The organism is Enterococcus sp. ZQ21 (genome assembly GCF_030053755.1).
Taxonomy (GTDB): domain Bacteria; phylum Bacillota; class Bacilli; order Lactobacillales; family Enterococcaceae; genus Enterococcus_B; species Enterococcus_B lactis.
The window spans coordinates 2,258,296-2,281,694 of the sequence record NZ_CP125658.1; the positions used below are offsets into that span (position 1 = coordinate 2,258,296).

Consider the following 23,399-nt stretch of genomic DNA (forward strand, 5'->3'; position numbering starts at 1 on the left):
TGTGAAATAAACTATCTATTGTTTTAGATAAAATTATGATATGATTAATTTGAAATTAAGCTAAAATGAGACAATTGGAGGTATAGCGATGCTATTAAAAACACTTGTATATAAGAAAAAAGATCTGACAACCGTTACAGAGACTAGTACATTAGAAGAAGCATTAAAAATTTTAGAAACTTCCGGATACCGTTGTGTGCCGATCTTAGATTCTTCAGGGAATATTTTCCGTGGAAATATTTACAAAATGCACATCTATCGTCATAAAGCAAACGGCGGTGATATGACGCTTCCTGTCACTCATCTTTTGAAAAATGCCACAAAGTTCATTTATCTGGATACTTCTTTCTTCAAAGTATTCTTTACGATCAAAGAGCTACCTTATATTGCTGTCCTTGACAGTGAAAATCATTTTTATGGTATTTTGACACATAGCACATTACTTAATATGCTCTCCCAATCTTGGAGCGTAGAACAAGGAAGCTATGTGCTGACAATTGCTTCTACAGGAAAGCAAGGAGATCTGGCTGCTATCGCAAAAATCATTTCAAAACACAGTAGCATTGCCAGCTGCATTACTCTTGATATTGAAAAAGACGAATATATCCGACGTACATTGATTACGCTGCCGGCGAACACTGAACCAAAAGTATGTGAAACGATCGTCAACCACTTAGAGAAAAAGAATTATAAAGTGGTAGAAATCGAAAATTTGCAAAACCAAGAAGCATAATAAAAACGACAAAAGAAATACAGCTCAGCTGCTTTCTTTTGTCGTTTTTTTACAATTAGACACGCTTTTCAAAATCAAGCGAACGATCTAAATAATACATCAGTGGTGCTGAAACAGCCATGATGATGAACTCGCTTAATGCAAGTGTACCATAGGTTGTCCAAAATGCTTGGCCACCTGTCGGAACTAGCATATAAGCAATCAATCCCATGCTGATGGTAAAGAAGATCGTGTTCAATACTAAACGCATCTTTACATTTTTCACTTTGTTTTGCAACAAAGCTGTCAGACCTAAAGAAAGCAATGTTTGGCCACCACCGAAAACCACATCCATGATACCAAATCCAAAGAAGGCATTATAGACGATGACCCCGCCCAAAACTCCCCAAAGTAATTTACGGTTAAAGACAACTAAATGATTCAAACTTTCTGAAATACGAAACTGGATCGGCCCTGAGGATACAGGCGCAACTAAAATAGTTAACGCTAGATAAAGAGCCATGACGATACCATTTACAACGATTACGGACAACCGTTGTCTGCTTTTCGTTTTTTGCATTTTCTCTCCTCGTTTCTCCTAGTTTTTTTAACGCGGGATGGTTGATGAACCGCGATTATGTGAAACAAACAATAATTATAACAGACTTTTCATTTATTTCAATCTGTCTTATCTACTTTTGAAAAAAGTAAATAAGCAAAAATGTAAACGTTTGCCAAAAGTCTCGAAATATGGTATAAGATAAGTGTAAGGGGTCATAAGAATTCCCAGTAAAGCAGACGAAGTAGGTTCTGCACGAACAGAATTGTTGTGAAACTTAAATAAATAAAAAAGGATGTGGGAATTTGAGCAACCTCTTACTAGAGAGTAGTCTAGCAGGCAGCTGAAGGTCTAAGTGGACATACCGAACCTTGGAACTTCTCCTTACGTAAGTAATGGATGATGCGCTTGCTAGGCTTTTTTGTGTTTTTCGGTCTCCAGACCTTTTTCATTCTCCTAGTCTTCTGCTATAATAACCAAGAATTAATTTTGTAACAGGCGTTTTTTTGTAAAAAAACAAGTTTCTTTCATTCCAAAAATAGAAAAAGCTTGCTAATTATTGGTTAACCAGCAAACAGGATGATTAAAATATCTTGTTTTATTGAATAGCAGGAGGAAAATATGAAATTCCATTATCATTTATTGATCAATCCATCGGCAGGCAGTGGAAACGGACATAAAGTAGCAGAAAAAATCTTGCCGGTATTAAAAAACAAACATGTCAACTATACCCTTCATTACAGTGAATACAAAGGACATGATGCGGAGATTGCTGAAATTCTGGCAAAAGAAACATTAGTACCTTGGACAGAAGAACAGGAAACAATCGAAACTTTCCCTCTTTTGATCATCGTAGGAGGAGACGGAACCTTGCATCAGGTACTTGATACTTTCTATCAGATGGAAGTTGAATTTCCTGTCGCTTATATTCCAGCAGGCTCTGGAAATGATTTTGCTCGAGGAGCGGGACTTCCTAAGAATCCTAAAAAAGCACTTCAGCTGATTTTAGCAGCTCAATCACCAGATAAAGTCCATATAATGGCTTATGAAGAAAAAATAAGTGAAAAAAAAGGAATAGCTGTTAATAATTTTGGTATTGGATTAGATGCAGCTATCGTCCACGCGACAAATCATTCTTCTACAAAAGAACGATTGAACAAATACAACTTAGGTTCTTTTTCGTATTTGTTCTCTATTCTCCGGACTTTATTTACTCAAAAAGGATTTCCAATTCTAGTGGATGCAGGAGGAAAGCAGTTAAGTTTTTCAAATGCATTTTTATGTACAGCAACGAAGCATCCTTTTTTTGGAGGAGGAATCGCAATTGCTCCAACTGCAGATGCGTCTAAACCAGTCATTGATTTTGTCATGGTCGAACGAATCAATATTTTTAAAATCATATGGCTTATCCTTTTACTTATGCAGAAAAAACAATTGAAATCGAAATATTTCCATCACTACACAACAAACAGATTACGAATCGTTTCAACAACGCCGCAATATGGTCAAGAAGATGGAGAAGATGTCGCTCCTCGTCCTTTTGATCTGCAATTTTCTACAAAAAACCAGTTATTTTTCAAGTAATTTCGAGTATAAAGAAAAATTTTGCGGAAACGGTTGCTCGCATTTTTGCAAAAGTTTGTCTTCATACCGAGAAACTGGCTTTTGAACACCATTTACCAAGAAGAGCCTATAATTTCACTCCAAGTCACCAAGAATAATTTCAAAAAGCGGATGAGGCACAAGTCGTGTCACATCCGCTTTTTAAGTGATCAATATTGCCAATAAATAGCGCATCCGTATCGTCAGATTCTTTTATAATGTATACGGTGTAATGTTTTCCATACCAATCATTGGATCTACTAATTTCTGATTAATCGCTTCTGCAGTAAGAACGAACTCCTTAGGAACAGCAGATTCTATCTCTTCTTTCTTTTCTTCCACAATCGATGAAGAAAACAGATCTGGTTCCACTGTTTCCATTACTTGGTTTTTCGATTCATTCGTTCCACTGTCGTCTTTTATAGGTAACTGTTCTTTTATGTCCTGCGACTCTTTCGTATAGGTCCCATCTTCAAATGGATCATTTCCAATCAAAGAATCTTCATAAGCTGCTAATTTTGTCCGCAGAGTGATAGTCATTTTTTCATTATCGATGATTCTTGATTTCAACGTAGTCATTCGGCTTGCCGATTCATTCGCTACACAAGTGGCATACGCGTGCTCTTCCCCTAACAAAATCAACAGTTCCTTACTCCGAGTAACCGCCGTGTAGAGTAGATTACGCTGAAGCATGCGCTGATATTGATGAACCATGGGCAAAATGACCATTTTGAATTCACTGCCCTGTGATTTATGGATCGAGCAACAATAAGAAAGAGTAATTTTATTCCACTCGTTTCTTTTATAAGTGACCTCATTTGCATCAAACTGGATAACTAATTCATCCACTTTATCTTCCGAATCTTTTGCCAAGATAATCCCCGTGATTTCTCCCATATCCCCATTGAATACATTCAATTCGGGAGTATTGACTAACTGGAGTACTTTGTCTCCTATCCGATAAACGGTGTCGTTCCAATGCACTTCCTTTTTCCCAGGTCTCCCTGGATTGAATATCTCCTGCATCATTTTATTTAACGCATCGATCCCTGCAGGTCCCCGATACATTGGTGCTAATACTTGGATATCTTGTGCACGGAATCCCTTATTTTTCGCCTTTTCCACAATTTTAGAGATCAAGGGTTCAATTTGATATGCGTCGCTTCGGAAATAGGAACGATCTTTTTGATTCTTTGTGAAATCTTTTGGTAGACGCCCTTCTTTGATTTCATGGGCAAGAGGAATAATACTAGAACCATCACCTTGTCGATAAATCTGATTGAGTTCCATTTTAGGAATTTGTTCGATTTCCAAAAGGTCATGTAGCACTTGTCCAGGACCGACAGAAGGAAGCTGATCTTTATCTCCTACTAGGATAACCTGCATATTCGTCGGAATCGCTTTGAATAATGTGTTAGCCAGCCATGTATCGACCATAGACATCTCATCAACGATCAAAAGTCCGCCTTCTAATTCTTTCGTGCTGACTGAAGGTGTTTTTTCTCGTCCATTCAGCCCAAGTAAACGATGGATTGTACTGGCAGGCAGACCTGTTGTCTCGTTCATTCGTTTAGCTGCCCGGCCAGTTGGTGCTGCAAGCAGAATAGGAAAAATTTCTTGGGTATATTTTGACGGGTCCAATTCCAGACCATTCAACTCTGCAAAAAGATTAACGATCCCATTGATCACAGTAGTTTTCCCCGTACCTGGTCCTCCTGTTAAAATAAATAGAGGAGAACGGATGGCTTCAGCGATTGCTTGTTCTTGCGAGGGGCCATACTGTATACCGAATATTTTTTCGATACGCCGAATATTTTTCTGCACTTCTTTTTCAGGATAATGGATTTCTTTTTTACGGCTGAGCAGACGTTGGATGGAATTGCCGATTCCCCATTCAGAAAAATACAAACTGTTTTCGTAAAGATTCGTTTCTTCTTGTTGGATTTTTCCTTCTTCAACAAGCTGGATAATCACAGTAGCAACCTGATCAGGCAGAATTTCGATTGGACGACTTGTTTCTAAAATACGGATGGTTTGCTGAAGCAATGTTTCCGCCGGTACGTATGTATCTCCTGTTTGAACAGCATGCTGAAAAATCTGATGCAAGATGGCTGCTCGGATTCTTCTAGGTGAATCTGCTGCAATACCGACTTGTTCGGCTAGATTATCTGCACGTTTGAACCCGATTCCTTCTATGTCTTCGACTAGCTGATACGGATTTTCTTCGATGATCTCCAAAGACTCGTTCTTATAGGTCTGATAAATACTGAAGGCTAACTGACTACCGAATCCATAACGATTCAATCCCATGATTACTTGATCCATCCCGTGATTTAGACGAATCGTTTCAGCAAGCATTTCTCTTTTTGGCTTCGTTAAACCAGAGACTTGTTTTAATACCGAAGGATCAGCAATGATTTTTTCGATAGCATCTTCTCCCAGCAACTCGACGATTTTCTCTGCTGTTTTCTTACCGATCCCAGGGAATTTTTCGCTGGAAAGATAAGCTACGATCCCATTCGCAGTTGTTGGTTTTTCTTGCTCATATCTTTCGACTTTAAGCTGTCTTCCGTATTTAGGGTGATCCACTAGTTCTCCATAAAAACGATAGGTCTCATTTTCTTGAATATCGCCAAAGCTTCCGGTAACTACAATTTCTTTTTCACGGTAATCAGCTGTGGTTTCGCTGATGTGTACCAAAAGCACTTTGTAAAAATTACTAGGATTTTGAAAAAAAATCGCGGCAACTGTACCAACGAAATAAGGCATTTCTTCTGGCTGCATCGGAAGCCGCCTCCTTCTTCTATAGTAAAGGTTCTGGTGCTGTTTCAGTTCCTAAAAAATCTGTTTGGTTCCATACTTTCAGTTCATACGACAATAATTTGCAAGGCTCTTCAGTCTCTAAAATCGTCAGGCTGCTATTGAACAAACCGCCCATTTCCCGCAACTCACTTAGCTCTTTCCCTGTCATCCATTGAATGGCAGCAGTTAATGAGGCCCCATGACCTACGAATAAAAGAGGTCCGTTTTTATGTTGAGCAACCGCATCCGCTACAACAGTTTCAATACGTGTGATTGCTGATTCAATCGTTTCTCCATGAAAAGGAGAAGGATCATATAGATCTAAGTGATTACGCAAATTCGGCAGATTCTCTGGGTATTTCTGATACATTTCATCGATTGATTGTCCTTCTAAAGTACCTAGCCCTAGTTCTCGCAGTTTATCTGTATAAAAAATCTCTACCGGACGAGCAAGCTCTTTATTGATACCTTCTGCTGTATCTCGTGCTCGTTTTGCTGTACTGGAATAAATTGCTTTAAAAGGAACATATTTTACTTTTTTCCCAAATGCTTTGATTTCTTCATAACTTTGAGGCAAAAGCGGAGAATCGCCATTGCTCCCTTGAAAACGTCTTTCCTGATTCCATTGTGTCTTCCCATGTCGGGTAAAATATAGTTCCATACGCAGCAAACTCCTGTCTTTCTTTTATTTTACTCTATAATAAACTGTCTAATCCAGCTTGTCATTTTCATAATGGTGCGTTAATTCTAAATTAGGGAATCCTTGCTGACGAAGTGCTTCGTACACAATCATTGCAGCTGTATTCGATAAATTCAATGAACGAACATGCTCATCATTCATAGGGATGCGCAAACACTTTTCCTCGTTTTCGCGCATAAACGCTTCTGGCAAGCCAGTTGTTTCCTTTCCAAATAAAAAGAAGTGCTCTTCTCCATCAGCAAAATTTTCTTCACTGTATACCTTATGGGCAAATTTTGAGATCAAGTGTAGTTTACGATCACCTAAAAATGCTAAAAAAGCTTCTAAATCACTGTGATAAGTAATATTTACATCATTCCAATAATCTAACCCTGCTCGTTTCAGATGTTTGTCATCCGTTGAAAAACCTAGGGGCTCAATTAAATGAAGCGGCGTATTCGTGGCCGCACACGTACGGGCAATATTTCCGGTGTTTGCAGGTATTAACGGTTCGAATAAAACGATATGATTCATCAGGATCATTCCTCTCATATTTATGTTCGTTTCTATTTTCTGACAATTTGATTTTTGCATAAAAAAAAACGTATCAACTCGGTGTCAGTCACTGCGAGTCGTTACGTTAGTGAAGCTCTTCTCACTAACTTTTATCAGAACAGGAACCTGATAAAAACCAATGAAAAAACAACTTGTTGCTACTATAACACCCTCAACTTACTTTTGCAACCTCTACTCTTTAAAAACTACTAGAAAACCGTTTTCTCTTAGTTCCTTTTAATAATTCTATGTCAATTGTAATCTTATTCAAAGGATTCTTGTACAAGTCTGCTTTGATTCCTTCCTCCACTTGCCACTCTAAGGGCGACATTGCTAAAAGATCTTTTCGATTTTCTTCTGGTATCTCAAATTCATAGGTCACACGCTGACGTTCAGTTAGTTTCATCGATTCAGTAAACTTTGCGACTACACGATCATTGGAATAACTTTGCTTTTCAGGTTGATTCGGATAAAAAGCCTGGCGCAGTTCTTTTAAATAATTTTCTTGCGGCACTACTTTCAGCACCTCTCCATCTTCTGACAGTACACGTTGAAATTCTTGGTAATGAGAAGGCGAAAAGATATTTAAGATCGTGTTAAATGTCTGATCAGCAAATGGCAAATTGGTCAAATCCGCTACACACCAAAATGCCTCGACAGATTGTTCCGTAGCTGCATAGACCCCTTCTTTTGAAATATCAAATCCAACAGCAGTTTGAATCTTTTTCAATTTTGAAAGTTCATTCAAGAAGCTTCCTTCTCCGCAGCCGACATCTAATAGCGAGACTTCATTAGGCAGATGCTGTGCGATAGTCTCAATAACAGGCTGATACATGCCTGATTGGATCATTCTACGCCTTGGAACGAACATTTCTTGATCATATTCTGTTTTAACCGCGTGGGATAAAAAGTAAAGTGTTCCTTTTTTGGACAGATCAAAACGGTGATTATTTTTGCATATCAAGCCATTATCAGACTTTTCTACCTCTTCTTGGCAAACTGGACAGCGGAACAGCTGATGTTTTTCTGCCAAAAACTGGCGTCCTCGGTCAATTTTTTTTAACATAGTTCCCCCTCATTTCTGTTTTATCTTACCGTTAGATGCTCACTTTGGCAACTGGTAAAAATATGATACAATGCCTAGAAGAAAGCGAAAGACAAAGGAGAAGATCAGATGATCAAAGAATTTTGTGCTGAAAACTACACATCTATTCCTCTGGCAATTGCCAGAGGAGCTAACCGAATCGAATTATGTGACAACTTAGCGGTCGGCGGAACGACCCCAAGTACTGGTGTGATCGAAGAAACATTAAGTTACGCAGGGGAAAAAAATATCCCTGTAATGACGATTATCCGTCCTAGAGGGGGTGATTTTGTCTATAACGATATCGAATTGAAAATTATGCATACTGATTTGATTGAAGCAAAGAAATTAGGGACGGATGGCGTAGTTTTTGGTTGTCTTACTCCCTCAGGATGGCTAGACGAAGAAGCATTGGAACTATTGATCGAAACCGCAGAAGGCGTACAGATCACCTTCCATATGGCTTTTGACAGTATTCCTGAAGAACGGCAATTTGAAGCAATCGATTGGCTGGCAGCGCACGGTGTTGACCGTATCTTGACGCATGGCGGCCCTGCTGATCAAACGATTGAAGAACATTTCCCACGGCTCAAAGAATTGATTGACTATGCAGATGGCCGTTTGATCATTTTGCCCGGTGGTGGCGTAACAGCAGCGAATGCAGCACATGTAGCTAAAGAATTAAACGTGAGTGAAGTCCACGGAACTAAAATCGTTGAACTTCAGCCATAATCTTATAAACAAAAAACATTGGCAACAAGCAGTATACTTGTTGCCAATGTTTTTGCTTTTTACATAAAATAGCCCATAAATAAAGAGGCAATATTGAAATAAATCAGTACACTTGTCAAATCACTCAAGGTCGTGATAAATGGACCGCTTGCTACCGCTGGATCAAATCCTAGACGATCCATCAGCATCGGAATCAAACTACCTGCAAGATTCGCCACTGTTATCGCAAACAGCATGGCCATCCCTATCACAAATCCTAAGATAAAATTATGTTTCCAAAAGCCCACGATCAGAAAAATCGTAATCCCTGTAACAGCTCCTGTTACGACGCCGGTCAAGACTTCAGCCAAAACAAGTCGGACAAACCCGTGATCTTTGTCATCAGAGATTGCAAGTCGACGGACAGCCACAGCCAGCGACTGGGTTCCAGCATTACCAGCTGTTCCTGTGATCAGTGAAATGAAGACCGCTAAAATGCTCGCTTCACTTACCAAGTCTTCATAATGACTGATCAAAGAAGCAGTAGACATACCTAAAAACAACAGAGTGATTAGCCAAGGCAAACGTCGAGATGCTGCCTTTACTGGATTTTCATTGATTTCTTCCACATTGACCCCGGCAAGTCCTGAATAATCGCTGGCAGCTTCATCATCAATAACGTCAATGATGTCATCGACTGTGACGATTCCCAACAAATGATCATCATAATCGGTGACAGGAAGAGCTAAGAAGTCATAATCCCTGAATGTTTGTGCCACATCTTCTTGGTCGTCGCCTACATGAACTGAAAGCACCCGCTCGCTCATCAGATCAGAAATCATAGCATCATCATCATTCACGATTAGGTCGCGTAGAGAAATAACCCCCACTAGTTGACCTTCTTGATTAACGACATAGATGTAATAGATTGTTTCAGCAACATCTGCTTCATTCTTCAGCACATACATCGCAGAGCGAACGGTTTGATTTGCTACGATCGAAACAAATTCAGTAGTCATGATTGCACCAGCTGTTTCGTCTTCGTAATGGAGCAATTCCTTGATTTCACTGGCATCGTCTGCAGACATCAAACTTAAATATTTAGCAATTTGCTTTTTATCTAACGTATTAAGCAAATCGACAGCATTATCTGTATACATCTCAGAAAGCATATCTGCGGCATAGCTAGGACGCATCTCATCCAGATATTCTTTCATATGTTCGTTATCTTCTTCAATCACATCGAACATATCCGCTAATTCTTTAGGCGACAGATAGGAATAGATCAGCTGCCTGTTCTCTTCTGTAAGAGATTGGTAGAATTGCCCCTGCTCATAGATATGCATCTCTAAAAAACTGTTTCTGAATGCCTGAATATTATTTTCCCTTAAATCTTGAGTCAACTGGGCAAATCTTTCCTCTAATTCTTGATTTTCATCCAAACCAATCTCACCTCGCCTTATTCTTCAAACCGTCTCACAACTGCCTCCATGTCTGCGGCTAAAGGCTGCTTGAACTCTAGCAGCTCTTCTGTAAATGGGTGGTAAAAACGCAGATCATAACAATGAAGGGCTTGTCTTTTTATTCCCAGATCCATTCGTCCGCTATACATATCATCACCGAGCAGTGCACAGCCAATGGCGGAAAAATGAACTCTTATTTGATGTGTCCTTCCTGTATGCAGCTGGATATCAACTAACGCGATTTCTGTTAGTCGCTTCTCTATCCAGTACTCCGTCTGTGCAGAACGTCCTTCATTAGAGACCATTCGCTTCAGTAGCGAAGAATAATCTCGGGCAATCGGCAAATCGATATGTCCATGTGCCGATAAATTGGAAAGCATTCCACTGACTAATGCTTGATATTTTTTTACAAACTTCTTTTCACGAAGTTGCGTGTCTAATTTTGCGTGCGCAAACCCATGCTTGGCAAAAAGCATCAAGCCAGACGTATCACGGTCTAGTCGTGTAACTACATGAATTACTTGGTTTTCGTACCCTTGTTTTTTGTAATAAGCTTTTACACGATTTGCCATTGTCCCATTTGGATGGTATTGGGCAGGAATGGACGAAACGCCTGCTGGTTTGTTTACTACCAGAACATGTTCATCTTCATACACGATATCGATCGGCGTTTCGTCCAAAAGTACGGTTTCATGTTCTCCTTCAGCAGGAATCACAATGGTTACCTTATCATCCTTGGCTAGAGAAAACAAGACATTTTCTACTTGATCATTGACTTTGATTTGACCGCCTTGAAATTTTATTTTCGCTAACAGACCTTTTGAGATCCCTTTTTCTTTTAAAAAATATTTTACCTGCTGAGAATGATCTTTCTCATAATCCCATGTAAACTGCATATTAATCCTCACCAATAAAGGCATCTTTCACGCGATGCCAAAAATGCATATGTCGATAAGAAGCAAAATGGATCCGTTCTTCTGCTATTCGATAATAAATAGAACGGATATCGGCTTTTGCGACATTCAATTGATCAACCGTTACAAGATAATCTTCTGTATTTTCCAATTTTATTTCCAACCACTCATCATGGGCAATCACGATCGGAGAACCCAAAGTACGAAACACTCGATTATTCAGCGAAGCAATCTCAGCCAATTGAAAGGCATTGATACTAGGATGGATCACTGCACCGCCGACACTTTTATTATAGGCAGTCGAACCAGTGGGTGTAGAAATCGTCAACCCATCTCCTCTGAAACTTTCAAACAATTCATTTTTAATGTATACATCGGCTACCATCGTACGATTGGCCCGTTTAATCGTTGATTCATTTAGTGCTAAAAAATGCTGATCAGGCGTTTCATCCAAATAACTGATCCGAACATCCAACAAGGGATAGCTGACACTTTGTTCCCGATTTGTTCGCAAGCTGTCTACTAGTTCTTCCAACTCGTAATCTCGCCAATCAGTATAAAACCCTAAATGACCTGTATGCACGCCTAAGAAACGCACGTCATTCAGACAATGACTGTAGTGATGAAATGCCGATAATAATGTGCCATCTCCACCAATTGAGATGACCAACTCTGGTTCATGATCATCTCGCTGGATCCCAGCTTGTTCTAATAGTGTGTTCAAGCGCTCAGCCACTTCTATGGTCTTTGCTTCTTTATTGTGAACGATCGCTACTTTCATCCCCTGCCTCCTCTCTTTCGCTTTCTTTCTTCAAAAGCGTTCGATAGTAGACATCATCTGATTTTCCTCTTCCATGGGAGAACAATCGCTGTGCTTCTTGGATTTCTTCACGGATACTAGACATCTCTTCATCCAGCTGATACGCAGCTTCTGCCGCACGCTGAAGTCGTTCACTCATTTCTTCTGGAAAAACGCCTTGATATTTATAATTCAATGAATGCTCGATCGTTGCCCAGAAATTCATCGCAAGGGTCCGTATTTGGATTTCCGCCAAAATTTTCTTCTCACCACTGATCAACTGTACAGGATACTCGATCACCAGATGATACGAACGGTAGCCACTTGCTTTCTTATTAGTGATGTAATCCCGTTCTTGAAGAACTTTCATGTCTTTTCTTTTACGGATAATCTCAACAACTTGATGGATATCTTCTACAAACTGACACATGATCCTTAAGCCGGCAATATCAGACATTTCTTCTTCTAAGCGTCCCATCGGAATATGACGTAACTGTGACTTTGTTACGATGCTGTCAACTGGTTTGACTCTCCCAGTGACAAATTCAATTGGAACATGACGATTTTGTTCACGAAACTGTTTACGGATTCCCCGCAGTTTCACTTTCAATTCTGATACAGTTTGTTCATATGGTGCTAAAAATGCTTCCCAATCTCGTTCCATAGCTGATACCTCTACTTCATTAACATTCATTGTTTATTCTACCATATATGCAAAGTTTTTTCGTACTCTTGATTTATGCATTGACCAAAAAAAGAAAATTAGGCAGAATAGACAAAAAGGAGTCGATCAAATGACGCAAATGCTTGAAATCGAATATAAATCTATGCTGACAAAGCAAGAGTACGAGATATTCATCGCTCACTATCAATTAACAGATAAAGATTTCCGTGTACAGACTAATATTTACTTCGATACCGTTGATGAACAGCTGAAGAAACAAAATTGTGGCCTACGAATCCGTTTCGTTGGTCATCAAGCTGAATATACATTAAAAACACCTGCTGAGGAAGGACGTCTCGAAACGACGGATACCTTTGTAACAGAAGAAGCAGAAGCATTCATCTTTCAAAAACGTTTGCCTCGCTCGGGCGCAGTTTTTCAAAAACTTTCTGATTTGAATATCGATCCTGCTTCATTGATCCAAACAGGAAAGCTTACAACAAAACGGGCTGAGTTCCCTATTGAAGAAGGACTTTTAGCTATCGATGAAAGCTGGGGAGACAATCTTCATGATTTTGAACTAGAACTAGAGGTAGGGGATGCATCTGCAGGAAAAATTGCTTTTATAAATTTTTTAAAACGTTTTTCTTTGCCTTATCGTCCTGCTAAGAACAAGATCCAACGTATGCTTGAGGCTAAAAATTAGAAACCTTTCATTTTCACAAGGCACTTGAGTTCATTTTTTTACTTTTTTCTGTTAAGTTATAGGATGTGAAAGAATCTAGTCACTAGTTGTATAGAATCTATTTTGGGGGAGATTCATATGATCGAAATCTATTTATTTGTTAATCCTTTAGGGGAATATTGTTTCGAAATGGAGCAACAGTTATTACAATTTATTGAAGAAGAGTACGGAACACCATCAAAAGAAAAGATGCAAATTCGCTTTCTTCCTTTGGTCAATTTGCAGACAATTGGGGATGTCATGCAACAAAAAGGAATTTCTCAAAACAATCTTGAGAAACGTAACCACTTATTCTCAACGACTTATTCTGCCGCATTAGACTGCAAAGCGGCTCAATTCCAAGGAAAGAAAAAAGGCCGCCGTTTTTTGATCAAACTGCAAGAAGCAGTCGGCTGCAATAACATACCATATTCTCGTGCACTTGCTGAATCGATATTTGAAGAGATTGGCGGCGATTTGAATATGTTTAAAGAAGATCGGCAATCTGACTTTGTTAAAGAAGTATTCTTTTCCGATCAAAAAATTGCTCGGGAAATGGGCATCACGAAACATCCTTCCGCAGTCGTTTACAATTACGCTTGCGATCGTGATTTTGGTGTTTTAGTAGAAGTAGAAGGCACCAGCAGCCTTTGGAGAATCAAAGAGCTGTGTAAAACAACAGATAACTCGTATCAAGTTTTTAATGGTGAACATTTACATACAAATGATTCTCAGTTCCATTCACGAACTAGCCATTTACACTTGCTTTCTAATTAAAAAAATGCGTCGACTCCCTTACAAGAGAGCCGACGTATTTTTTTCGTTTCTATTCGAAAAAATCAAAAATCTTATAAACGATCAATCAATTCTTCTAATTCGTTTAGTCGTTGTTCAAACATCGACATTGCATCTTCGATATACGCAGCCTGTGTCATATCTACTCCTGCTTTTTTCATCACTTCAACAGGATAATCACTGTTACCAGCTTTTAGATAAGCCAAATAGTTCTCTAGCGCATCTGGTTCCTGACTGAGTATTCTTTTCGCCAACGCTGAAGCAGCAGAAAAACCAGTCGAGTATTGGAAGACATAGTAATTATAGTAAAAATGCGGGATCCGTGACCATTCAAATTTGATTTCTGGATCTTCTTCGACTGCCGGACCATAATATTTTGCATTCAATTTACCATAACTATCACTTAGATATTCACTAGTCAATGGCACACCTTTTTCATCTTCCGTATGCATGAAGTGCTCGAATTCAGCAAATTGTGTCTGGCGGAAAACTGTTCCTTTAAATCCATCCAAGTAATGGTTGAGCACATAAGCCCGGACACGAGGGTCTTTTTCTGTTTCCAATAAATATTCTGTTAGGATATTTTCGTTCGTTGTCGAAGCAATTTCTGCTAAAAAGATAGAGTAGTCACCGTATACATAAGGCTGGTTCGACCGTGTGAAATAACTGTGGACACTATGTCCCATTTCGTGGACAAGCGTAAACAGCTGATCCAATGTATCATGCCAATTCAATAAAATATATGGATTTGTGTCATAGCTTCCCGAAGAATAGGCACCACTTCGTTTTCCTTTATTTTCGACAACATCGATCCAACGTTCAGAGAATGCTTTTTCTACAATAGTCATGTACTCTTCACCCATTGGCTTCAGTGCTTCCAAAGCTTTCTCTTTTGCTTCTTCATACGTAAAGGTGATTGGAGCTTCTCCTAAGACCGGTGTATAAAGATCGTACATGTGCAGTTTTTCCACTTCTAATAAACGTTTCCGTAATTCCATATATCGATGCAGCAAAGGCAAATGCTTGTTTACCACGGCTACCAAAGTGTCGTATACACTTTCAGGAATATGATTATTGCTCAAAGATGCTTCTCTGGCAGAGCTGTAATTACGAACTTTTGCTTTAAAATTATGTCCTTTTATATGCGTACTTAAAGTAGAAGCAAACGTATTTCTAAATTGTTCATAAACACTGTACAACCCTTTAAATGCGGCTTCGCGAACACTTCGATCCGTGCTTTCTAGCAACTGACCGTACACGCCATGAGATAATTGGACTTTTTCACCATTCTCTCCTTCGATCGTTGGGAAAACTAAATCTGCATTATTCAAAACAGCAAATGTATCACTTGAAGCCTCAAAGATTTCACCTGCTCCTGCAAGAAGCGATTCCTGATCGGCAGATAAAACATGGGCACGATTATCTACTATTTGCTGGATATAGTGACGATAGACTTCTAACTTCGGTTCTTCTTTGAAATATTGCCAAATCCGTTCATCTGATAACTGCAATATTTCTGGTTCAAACCAGGAAACAGCTTCACTAACCTTTGAAAACAAACTACTTGCTCTTGCATAAAGCGCTTGATATTCTGTATTCCCAGTATCTTGATCGTTTTTAAGGTGCGCATAGACATAAATGATTTCAGTTTGGCGATAAACACTCAACACAAATTCAATCGCATCAAGAAATTGAGAAGCCCCTTGATCAAGTGTTCCTTTGTATTTTTCAGATTTTTTTAACTTTTCTGATAATTCTAGATATTTCTCATCAAATTCTTGGTCGCTTGAAAAGATCTTGGTCAAGTCCCAAGTTAAATTTTCAGGCAATTCTTCGCGTTTTGGCAACTGCTTTACTTCCATGAAATCCACTCCTTTTTATATCCTTTTGTCTCGGTCTATCAAAATAGATCCTCGTCTAACATCCACATGTTACAGCATCTGATTTTTCTACTAATCTATGTGTCTGCTTCTATCAATTTTAGCACAACTGAAACTTGTTTTACATAGAAAACCGATTCCTGTTCTATTTTTATACTTACTATATTTTCCAAGAGGATAAATGTGTGCATTCATCAAAAAATTGCCGATAGACCCTCTCTTCCTCAATCATAGGGAAAAGCCACTGCATTTTATATTCTTTTACTTGGCAAAACCATGAGCTGAAATCAGGTACTTTCTGTTGTTTTAAGGATTCTTCGTACAACATTCGATAAAGAAAAACCTGTTCTCGTAAATAAAAGAAAAACCGACTGTTTTGATAGATCCACGGTGATAGATACAAAAGGTGCTTGTGACGCAAGTAGCACTGTTCTTGTATGGATACTGTATTTTTTTGTTTGTAAATCAGCTGGCGCGCCAGCCACTTCTTCCCATCCTCGCTTAACCTTTCTGTTTTCTTCATCTGATTTATTTTGATCTCACTATTAGTAAATATTTTTTTAAGATCATTACCAGAAAAAGTCCAGCAGCTACTGAAAAAAGAAATGTGACCTGATACAGTCTCTGTAATATGATGATATAAATAAAGTTTTTGGTTCTTAAGGTCAGCTTTCCAGCAATGTACCCCCCTTTTTCTATTATAATAGCAGCAACTTTTTTCTATCAATGAAAATTGCCGCTGTCCAAGAAAAGAATGACCAAGTATCCACCATACTTGATAACCGTTGTTCAAATAACTTTTGGTTCTTTCAACAAATCTCTGATGAGACAATCTAGAACATTGGATTTCTAATGCTAGATTAGCCAATAAAATATCTGGTCTCTGCCTCAATCTTGGCAAATAGGCTTCCAAAAATGCAGGTTCTGCTGACTGTCCCAGCCAATCCATGAAATATTCCTTTAACTGCAAGTGTTCTTCTGATTCCCCCTCACTAAAAACCGAACAGTTGTCGGTTTTTCGATGGGCAAAATGAGCACATTTTTTCTTTCCCCTTTTCAAAACCACTCTTTTCCGACAACTACGACAATAATACGTTTTCTCTTTTTCTGCATATTTAGCAGAACAGCATTCATGATATTCATTCATCGCAAGCAGCATTTTTCTCCCTCTGAACTTATTTACGTCTAACAATTTATTTACACGAAAAAGAGCCATATCGATATATGATCGATATGGCTCTTACTATAATGATGATTTATACAAAATAAAATTTCGTACGCTCGATAGCATTACGCGCCATCAGACACTTTCCATATTCATTCAATGTTTCTGGTGTACGATCGCTCTTTTCTGCAAACTCCAAAATTCGAGCAATCTGATTCTCTACATCCGCTTGGTTGAGATTCTCCATCCAGAAATGAACGACTAGGTAATAACGCTCTTCGAATAAGTACAAATCAGTCCAAGCAGACTCTAGTTCAACATCTGTTGCCAGCTGGATCACTTGCTCAAAATCTTCAAAAGCAAAAATTGCTTGTCTTTCCTGTTCTTCTAGGACGCTTCCAGATAATTCTTCTTCCGGATCGCTACCAATAATTTGCTGACGGAGAAATTCGCTCACGTCTTCTGAATCCACAGCAGAATCTTCTGATTGAGAAACTTCTTCATCTGGCAGGTTTTTACTGATAAACAGTTCTAATCCGTCTCCTTTTGGCAAAACTTGGAAAGTGACAGCTTCGCTTCCTCGGAACTCCTCTTCGATATCAACTTCTTCCAGAATACTATAAAAGAAATTTTCGATTTCTTTGTGATTGCCAAGTAAATCCAAAAATGAAACGCCCCGTTCTTCTAAATCTTCATGACCTATCAGTACACGGATCGTATTTTCATTGATATGTTCCATTTCCATTTTGCTACACCTCACTTTGCCGCAATGTTCAATATAGATTCATTGTAGCGAAATCAGCTTAAATGTAAAGAAAAAAAATCCCGCTGTTAAGTGAATTTAATAAAACCAGCAGATTTTTCCAATAGTTCAAGCTATCTTATTTAACTATAACATTTTTGGGAGATGAATACTATATAGCCGACTTTTTAGCTAATCAATCACTTCTGTTTTTCATACCATGATCACTCTCACACCCTTTTTTGTGCCCACAATAAAGAAGCTATTTATAAAAACAAAAAAACTTGGAAAAACTATCCTCGTAATAGTTTTTCCAAGTTTCATTTTATCTTCTATAATCCAGCCATCAATTGTGCTTGACGCAATTCTAATTGTCGTACATCGCGCGGCAGGAATCGACGAATCTCGTCTTCATTAAAACCAACTTGTAGACGTTTATCATCAATCATGATTGGACGGCGAAGCAATCCAGGATTGTTTTGCACAAGTTCCAATAGTTCTTGTAACGGCAGATCATCTAAATCCATGTTCAGTTTTTGGAATACTTTGGAACGTGTCGAGATGATTTCTTCTGTTCCGTCTTCTGTCATTTGTAAAATCGCTTTTAATTCAGAACTGTTCAATGGTTCTGAAAAAATATTACGTTCAACAAATGGAATCTGATGTTCTTGCAACCACGCACGAGCCTTTCTGCAGGAAGTACAACTTGGAGAAGTATATAATGTTAACAACGTGCACCACTCCTTTTCGTGATAAGAATCACTTTTTTGTAACAGAAGATCATAATAATCTCCCATCTGTTTCTATTATACATAATCAACTTTTAAATAGCTACCTTTTTTTCATAATTTTTTTAAAAAAATGAAAGTTATCTAAGGTTAATATACAGTAAAACCAGCGTTCTTGCTTTTTTCATCATTTAAAAATTAGAGTTTTCAAATCTAATTCAAATTTTAGAAGACAATGAAACAGCAAACAAAACTGTACTATTATTTTATCTAAAAACACAGATGAAACCGACTTCTTAAGATTTTTTATGTTTTTTATTTCTTTGATAGTAATGTTTCTTGTCATTTTAGATAATATTGTTCTTTATTATAACGCTTATTTTCTCTGTTATATAAGCGCAATATTTTAAAGCAATGATTACTAGATAAAATTTACTATAAACAAATAAACTAAATAACGTTATTTTATGTTTGAATAGTTATACTGAGACTGTATTAAAAAAATAAACCTTTCGAAAATTCCTCAGAGATTGCATTAAAATAAACCAACCGAGTTACACAATAATGATTAATTTGTTCATCAAACCTATTGACGTGTTTCATGATTTTTAGTGAAAAAAACTGAAATATAAAAACCTTATTCTGTCAAGGAAACAGAAATATAGTAAGAAAAACCTTTATTTATCAGCTTTTTTAGATGATTTTTTCTGTTACAATAGTCAAGGATTTGTGAAAAAATCAATGAAAACCGAAAGGCGTGTAAAATTTTGATTAAATCAGTTGTGTTTGATGTTGATGATACAATGTATGATCAGCAGCAGCCATTTCGAAATGCGGTAAAAAGAGTCGTGCCGCTTGTTTCAGATGAAGATATGCATCCACTATATATCCGATTCCGTCATCATAGTGATGAAAACTTTCCAAAAGTAATGGCAGGAGAGTGGACGCTAGAATATATGCGAGCACATCGAATCAGCCAATCACTAAAAGATTTAGACTACCCTCACATCACAGAAGAAGAAGGTCTCCTATTTCAAAAAATTTACGAGGAAGAACTTGATAATATCTGTTTGCATGAGGAGGTCAAAAAAACACTTGACTTCTTGAAGGAAAAAAATGTCCCATTAGGAATTATCACAAATGGACCGACTGACCATCAGACAAAAAAATTAAAACAACTTCAATTGAACAATTGGATTCCTTCCCACAACATGCTGGTTTCTCAAGCAACAGGTTTCCAAAAGCCAGAAAAAGAGATTTTTCAGCTTGCTGAGAAAGAATTTCATATGCTTCCAGGAGAGACTCTATATGTTGGCGACAATTATGACAATGATGTTTTAGGTGCAAAAAGTGCCGACTGGCAAGCACTTTGGTTCAACCATCGAGAACGCAAAATCGACCAGACCCCTATTTGCGATATCGAAATTTCTTCTTTTGATCAGCTGTTAGAAACAATGAAGACAATCTTTGCTTAACGCCTATAAATAAAAACAAAAAATAATAGCAAGGAAATCGGGATAAAACAGAAACCCAACTTCCTTGCTATTTCTTAAATCAACTAAACACCTGCTTTTTTCGAAAGATCTTCTTATCCATTACTGAACGATTGTTTCGAATCTCTTACTTCTCAATCTCTCCTACACTTAAGATCATGCGGATATCTTCTTCAGTCAGTTTTGTCAGCTGTTCTTCATTTCCTTGGATCACTTTTTGGAACAGTTCGCGTTTTTCTTGTTGGAGCGAATCCATTCGTTCTTCAATCGTTCCTTCAGAAATCATACGCCACACTTCTACCACATTTTTCTGTCCGATTCGATGCGCACGACCAGCAGCTTGTTCTTCAATTGCAGGGTTCCACCAAAGGTCATACAAGATGACCGTATCTGCTCCTGTCAAATTCAGTCCCGTTCCCCCAGCCTTTAAAGAAATCAGGAAAACATCTTTTTCGCCTGCATTAAATGCATCTACCATACTTAATCGATCTTGCGGTTTTGTACTGCCTCTTAAATAAAATGTTGAGATTCCCAGCTCGGCTAACTCTTCTTGTAAGATAGTAAGCATACCTGTAAATTGAGAAAACAGCAGAACTCTGCGTTTGTTCTCTTTGGCAGCGACTAATAGATCTTTTACTTGTTCGAGTTTGCCAGAACCGCCTTGGTAATCTTCAATAAACAGACGAGGATCGCAACAAATTTGACGCAACCTTGTCAGACCTGCTAGTATCCCGATCCGGTTTTTCTTGAATGCTTCAGAATCCATTGACGAGATTTCTTCACGCATTTGACGCAAGTAAGCTAAATAAACGGTCTTTTGTTCTTCTGTCAGTGCAGAATATAGATTCATTTCTGTTTTTTCTGGTAAGTCTTTCAACACAGTTTGTTTATCTCGCCGTAAAATGAACGGTCGGATCATTTGCGCAATTTCTTCTGCGGCAAGTTCTCTGAATTTTGTTTTGGTTGGGAAAAATCCTGGCATGATTGTTGCAAACAATGACCACAATTCTTCTAAATTATTCTCGATTGGTGTCCCACTTAATGCAAATCGCTGAGGCACAGCTAATTCTCTCAATGCTTGAGCAGTTTTCGTACTACTATTTTTGACCATTTGCGCCTCATCAAGGATCAAATAATCAATTTTTTGTGACTGGTAATCAGCTAAATCCTGTCTCAAACTGGCATAAGAGGTCACTCGAATATCTGTGTCTTTAGCCAGCAATTCTTCCCGTTCTTTTTTATTCCCATTGATTACTTGGATATTCAAAGAAGGAGCGAATTTTTTTACCTCTGCCTGCCAGTTGTAGATTAAGCTGGCCGGCGCTACGATCAAAGCAGAAAAGCTTTCCCGTTCTTCTTTTTCCGAAAGTAAAAAGGCAATCGTCTGCAGTGTTTTCCCAAGTCCCATTTCATCGGCTAAGATACCGCCAAACTGATAATGGCCTAACATCTTCAACCATCGGAACCCTTGCTTCTGATACTCTCTCATCTTTGCATTCAATCCTTTGGGAAGTTGCGCCTGATACCCTTCTGGATGAATGAGATCTTGGACCATCGTTTGAAACGATTCGCTAAAAGTAGCATTGCTTTTTTCCAATTGATTTTGAATGATCAGTCCTTGATTCTTAGGTACATGGATCGTCCCTTCTTCTGAACGTATTGACTCCCGTAATTGTTGCAATACTTGGCTTGTTTGTTGGAATTCCTCTGAATCAAAAGAAAGAACCTGTCCATTTTCCAATGTATAAAAAGCATCATTTCGCAACAAGCTTTGCAGTACATGATCAATCTCTTGCTCTTCTATCCCCGATACGTCGAACCGAATATCAAGCCATGAACCAGTCTCGGTTACTTCGATTTGCGGTTGATGTTTATGCGCATCTAAATACAACTCCCGCAACTTTCTGCCAAGTCTGACTTCACCAAACTGACGGAAGACAGATAGTTCTGTACGGAAAAAGGCATATAGTTCCTCCCCGCTTGGCAATGGACGCTCATAGCCAGTTTCATTTTTCTGGTAGCGATACATCCTGAATAAATCAAGGACTCGTTTTTCTTCAGCTCTGTCACGCAGCACCTGAAAGTCCTGATTGGCCGAGACCTCATGTTTTGGATCGGTCGAATAGATGACTTCGCCATAGACGAAATCGACTCGAGCTTGGATTTTTCCTTTGGCTTTTCGAAAAAAGAAAATAAATTCGACTGGAATATCTGCTACTTCCTTTTCTACTTCAGAGGCAACCACTACGTCTCCGATCTCCGAAAGAAGAGGAATGATTTCTTTAAACAAGGCCGGTAGTTCTTTTTTCTTGAATACTACTTCTGGTTTCTCCAATCGGCGAATCAATTGTTTCCAAGTTTGATAAACTGTTTGTTGATGCTTCGTTAGAGAATAGAATACTCCCTGGATAAGCCCCCACTGATAATGCATAAAGAAAAAATCAAAATCATTCAATGCTTGCAATAAATAGTCTTCTCCCTGTTTTTCCACTTTGAATGATAAAGGCTTGTTTTGATCGGAAAATTGGATTCCTTGATCGTTTTGTTCATTTATCTGCAGATGCAAACGTGTCGTCTGATTCATCTGTTCTAGCAGGAAGCGGGCTTGTTCTACTGGGAGAAGCAGGTATCTTTTGTCTAGTTTCCCTTTGACTTGCAAGCCATTCGTGCCTAATAATTGATGCGTTTGGGCACTTCCTGCAAGATGAGCGAGTATTTTTTGATCTTCTTTTTGAAAAGCCCGTTTATCTAGACGAAACTGATACTGCTTATTGACTGTGTAGGTTTCTTTTTCTGTGTAAGCCTGTAAAAAATCATAGATGTTTTTTACGATATATGTTTTTTTCGGCGATGCCAAAGAACCGATACGTAAGTAAAGCGCCAAAATAGAAAGCTCTGGATGATACTGATTTGTCTCAATCGTTTCTACTTGGTATTCAATAATCAAGGGTTGCACCGCTTGAGGATTTTTTTGTATTTTTAGACGAGAAAAACCTTTTGCAATGATTTCTCCTTCACTTGTTGTTTTTACCGGTTCTAACATCGGCTGGTCTTTTTTCATGATACGAGATAGATTTTTCGACCGTAAGTAAAGTTCCACAGCAACTGTATGCTTACAATATTTATGTTCCTCCCAATATGGACATTGGCAGTAATCTATCTCTTTTGCTGTCCCATCCAAATCAACCATATACAATTCACTGCCCAAGACTTCTGCATGCCACACGTTTTCTTCTTGGTCAGGGACAACCGATAACACTCGGCCTTCTTGCAAGTATTGACGCCCACGTGCAATGACTTTTTCCGGAATACTCCATTTCATAGTTAC

General features: G+C 38.4%; 20 protein-coding genes and 1 riboswitch. Of the genes, 6 read left to right on the forward strand and 14 right to left on the reverse strand.

Annotation, left to right across the window (positions count from 1 at the left end):
- Nucleotides 1-88: 88 nt before the first annotated feature.
- Nucleotides 89-733 (forward strand): cyclic di-AMP binding protein CbpA, encoded by a 645-nt coding sequence (gene cbpA / locus QK255_RS10960; RefSeq protein ID WP_002315667.1) that lies wholly within the window; start codon nt 89-91, stop codon nt 731-733.
- 55 nt (nt 734-788) lie between these two features.
- Here the strand turns inward: cbpA and QK255_RS10965 are convergent, their stop codons facing one another.
- Nucleotides 789-1,292 (reverse strand): QueT transporter family protein, encoded by a 504-nt coding sequence (locus tag QK255_RS10965; RefSeq protein ID WP_002315666.1) that lies wholly within the window; start codon nt 1,290-1,292, stop codon nt 789-791.
- A 12-nt stretch (nt 1,293-1,304) separates the two neighbouring features.
- A riboswitch (PreQ1 riboswitch) is annotated at nt 1,305-1,351 on the reverse strand.
- A 541-nt stretch (nt 1,352-1,892) separates the two neighbouring features.
- Here QK255_RS10965 and QK255_RS10970 point away from each other — a divergent pair.
- Entirely contained in the window at nt 1,893-2,855 is a 963-nt protein-coding gene (locus QK255_RS10970; protein WP_002328919.1) for a diacylglycerol/lipid kinase family protein, read from the forward strand.
- Between the two features lie 231 nt (nt 2,856-3,086).
- On the opposite strand, the gene recD2 is transcribed toward QK255_RS10970, so the two are convergent.
- From recD2 to QK255_RS10990, 4 genes are all read right to left on the reverse strand, one after another.
- Complete coding sequence (gene recD2 / locus QK255_RS10975) at nt 3,087-5,657, reverse strand: SF1B family DNA helicase RecD2 (RefSeq protein ID WP_002335458.1); 2,571 nt, start codon at nt 5,655-5,657, stop codon at nt 3,087-3,089.
- Nucleotides 5,658-5,676: 19 nt separating this feature from the next.
- Complete coding sequence (locus tag QK255_RS10980) at nt 5,677-6,336, reverse strand: histidine phosphatase family protein (RefSeq protein WP_002328917.1); 660 nt, start codon at nt 6,334-6,336, stop codon at nt 5,677-5,679.
- A 48-nt stretch (nt 6,337-6,384) separates the two neighbouring features.
- Nucleotides 6,385-6,888, reverse strand: a complete 504-nt coding sequence (trmL, locus tag QK255_RS10985; protein WP_002328916.1) for a tRNA (uridine(34)/cytosine(34)/5-carboxymethylaminomethyluridine(34)-2'-O)-methyltransferase TrmL — start codon at nt 6,886-6,888, stop codon at nt 6,385-6,387.
- A gap of 220 nt (nt 6,889-7,108) precedes the next feature.
- Entirely contained in the window at nt 7,109-7,975 is an 867-nt protein-coding gene (locus QK255_RS10990; RefSeq protein WP_002328915.1) for a methyltransferase domain-containing protein, read from the reverse strand.
- A 108-nt stretch (nt 7,976-8,083) separates the two neighbouring features.
- On the opposite strand from QK255_RS10990, the gene QK255_RS10995 reads away from it, so the two are divergent.
- Complete coding sequence (locus QK255_RS10995) at nt 8,084-8,725, forward strand: copper homeostasis protein CutC (protein ID WP_002309986.1); 642 nt, start codon at nt 8,084-8,086, stop codon at nt 8,723-8,725.
- 59 nt (nt 8,726-8,784) lie between these two features.
- Here QK255_RS10995 and mgtE read toward each other — a convergent pair whose 3' ends face one another.
- From mgtE to yjbM, 4 genes are read right to left on the reverse strand one after another with little or no spacing between them, the layout of a single operon-like run.
- Nucleotides 8,785-10,146, reverse strand: a complete 1,362-nt coding sequence (mgtE, locus tag QK255_RS11000) for a magnesium transporter (RefSeq protein ID WP_002315660.1) — start codon at nt 10,144-10,146, stop codon at nt 8,785-8,787.
- Between the two features lie 17 nt (nt 10,147-10,163).
- Nucleotides 10,164-11,063, reverse strand: coding sequence for an RluA family pseudouridine synthase (locus QK255_RS11005; RefSeq protein ID WP_002315659.1), 900 nt, complete (start codon nt 11,061-11,063; stop codon nt 10,164-10,166).
- Nucleotide 11,064: 1 nt separating this feature from the next.
- Entirely contained in the window at nt 11,065-11,862 is a 798-nt protein-coding gene (locus QK255_RS11010) for an NAD kinase (protein WP_002315658.1), read from the reverse strand.
- Complete coding sequence (yjbM, locus tag QK255_RS11015; RefSeq protein ID WP_002309982.1) at nt 11,837-12,544, reverse strand: GTP diphosphokinase; 708 nt, start codon at nt 12,542-12,544, stop codon at nt 11,837-11,839. The genes QK255_RS11010 and yjbM overlap by 26 nt, the downstream gene beginning before the upstream one ends.
- A 130-nt stretch (nt 12,545-12,674) precedes the next feature.
- On the opposite strand from yjbM, the gene QK255_RS11020 reads away from it, so the two are divergent.
- Together QK255_RS11020 and QK255_RS11025 are read left to right on the forward strand one after the other, a co-directional pair.
- Complete coding sequence (locus QK255_RS11020) at nt 12,675-13,250, forward strand: CYTH domain-containing protein (RefSeq protein WP_002315657.1); 576 nt, start codon at nt 12,675-12,677, stop codon at nt 13,248-13,250.
- A 117-nt stretch (nt 13,251-13,367) separates the two neighbouring features.
- Nucleotides 13,368-14,045, forward strand: a complete 678-nt coding sequence (locus QK255_RS11025) for a ClpXP adapter SpxH family protein (RefSeq protein ID WP_002328914.1) — start codon at nt 13,368-13,370, stop codon at nt 14,043-14,045.
- 71 nt (nt 14,046-14,116) lie between these two features.
- Here QK255_RS11025 and pepF read toward each other — a convergent pair whose 3' ends face one another.
- From pepF to spxA, 4 genes are all read right to left on the reverse strand, one after another.
- Entirely contained in the window at nt 14,117-15,925 is a 1,809-nt protein-coding gene (gene pepF / locus QK255_RS11030) for an oligoendopeptidase F (RefSeq protein WP_002315655.1), read from the reverse strand.
- 178 nt (nt 15,926-16,103) lie between these two features.
- Nucleotides 16,104-17,102 (reverse strand): competence protein CoiA, encoded by a 999-nt coding sequence (locus tag QK255_RS11035; RefSeq protein ID WP_002342266.1) that lies wholly within the window; start codon nt 17,100-17,102, stop codon nt 16,104-16,106.
- A gap of 97 nt (nt 17,103-17,199) precedes the next feature.
- Nucleotides 17,200-17,853, reverse strand: a complete 654-nt coding sequence (locus QK255_RS11040; RefSeq protein WP_002328912.1) for an adaptor protein MecA — start codon at nt 17,851-17,853, stop codon at nt 17,200-17,202.
- Nucleotides 17,854-18,182: 329 nt separating this feature from the next.
- Nucleotides 18,183-18,581, reverse strand: a complete 399-nt coding sequence (gene spxA / locus QK255_RS11045) for a transcriptional regulator SpxA (RefSeq protein WP_002296384.1) — start codon at nt 18,579-18,581, stop codon at nt 18,183-18,185.
- A gap of 764 nt (nt 18,582-19,345) precedes the next feature.
- Between spxA and QK255_RS11050 the strand changes: the two genes are divergently transcribed.
- Complete coding sequence (locus QK255_RS11050) at nt 19,346-20,053, forward strand: HAD family hydrolase (protein ID WP_002309968.1); 708 nt, start codon at nt 19,346-19,348, stop codon at nt 20,051-20,053.
- 145 nt (nt 20,054-20,198) lie between these two features.
- Here the strand turns inward: QK255_RS11050 and QK255_RS11055 are convergent, their stop codons facing one another.
- The gene (locus QK255_RS11055; RefSeq protein ID WP_002328911.1) at nt 20,199-23,393 is read right to left on the reverse strand and encodes a DEAD/DEAH box helicase; all 3,195 of its coding nucleotides are present in this window, start codon (nt 23,391-23,393) and stop codon (nt 20,199-20,201) included.
- Nucleotides 23,394-23,399 lie beyond the last annotated feature (6 nt).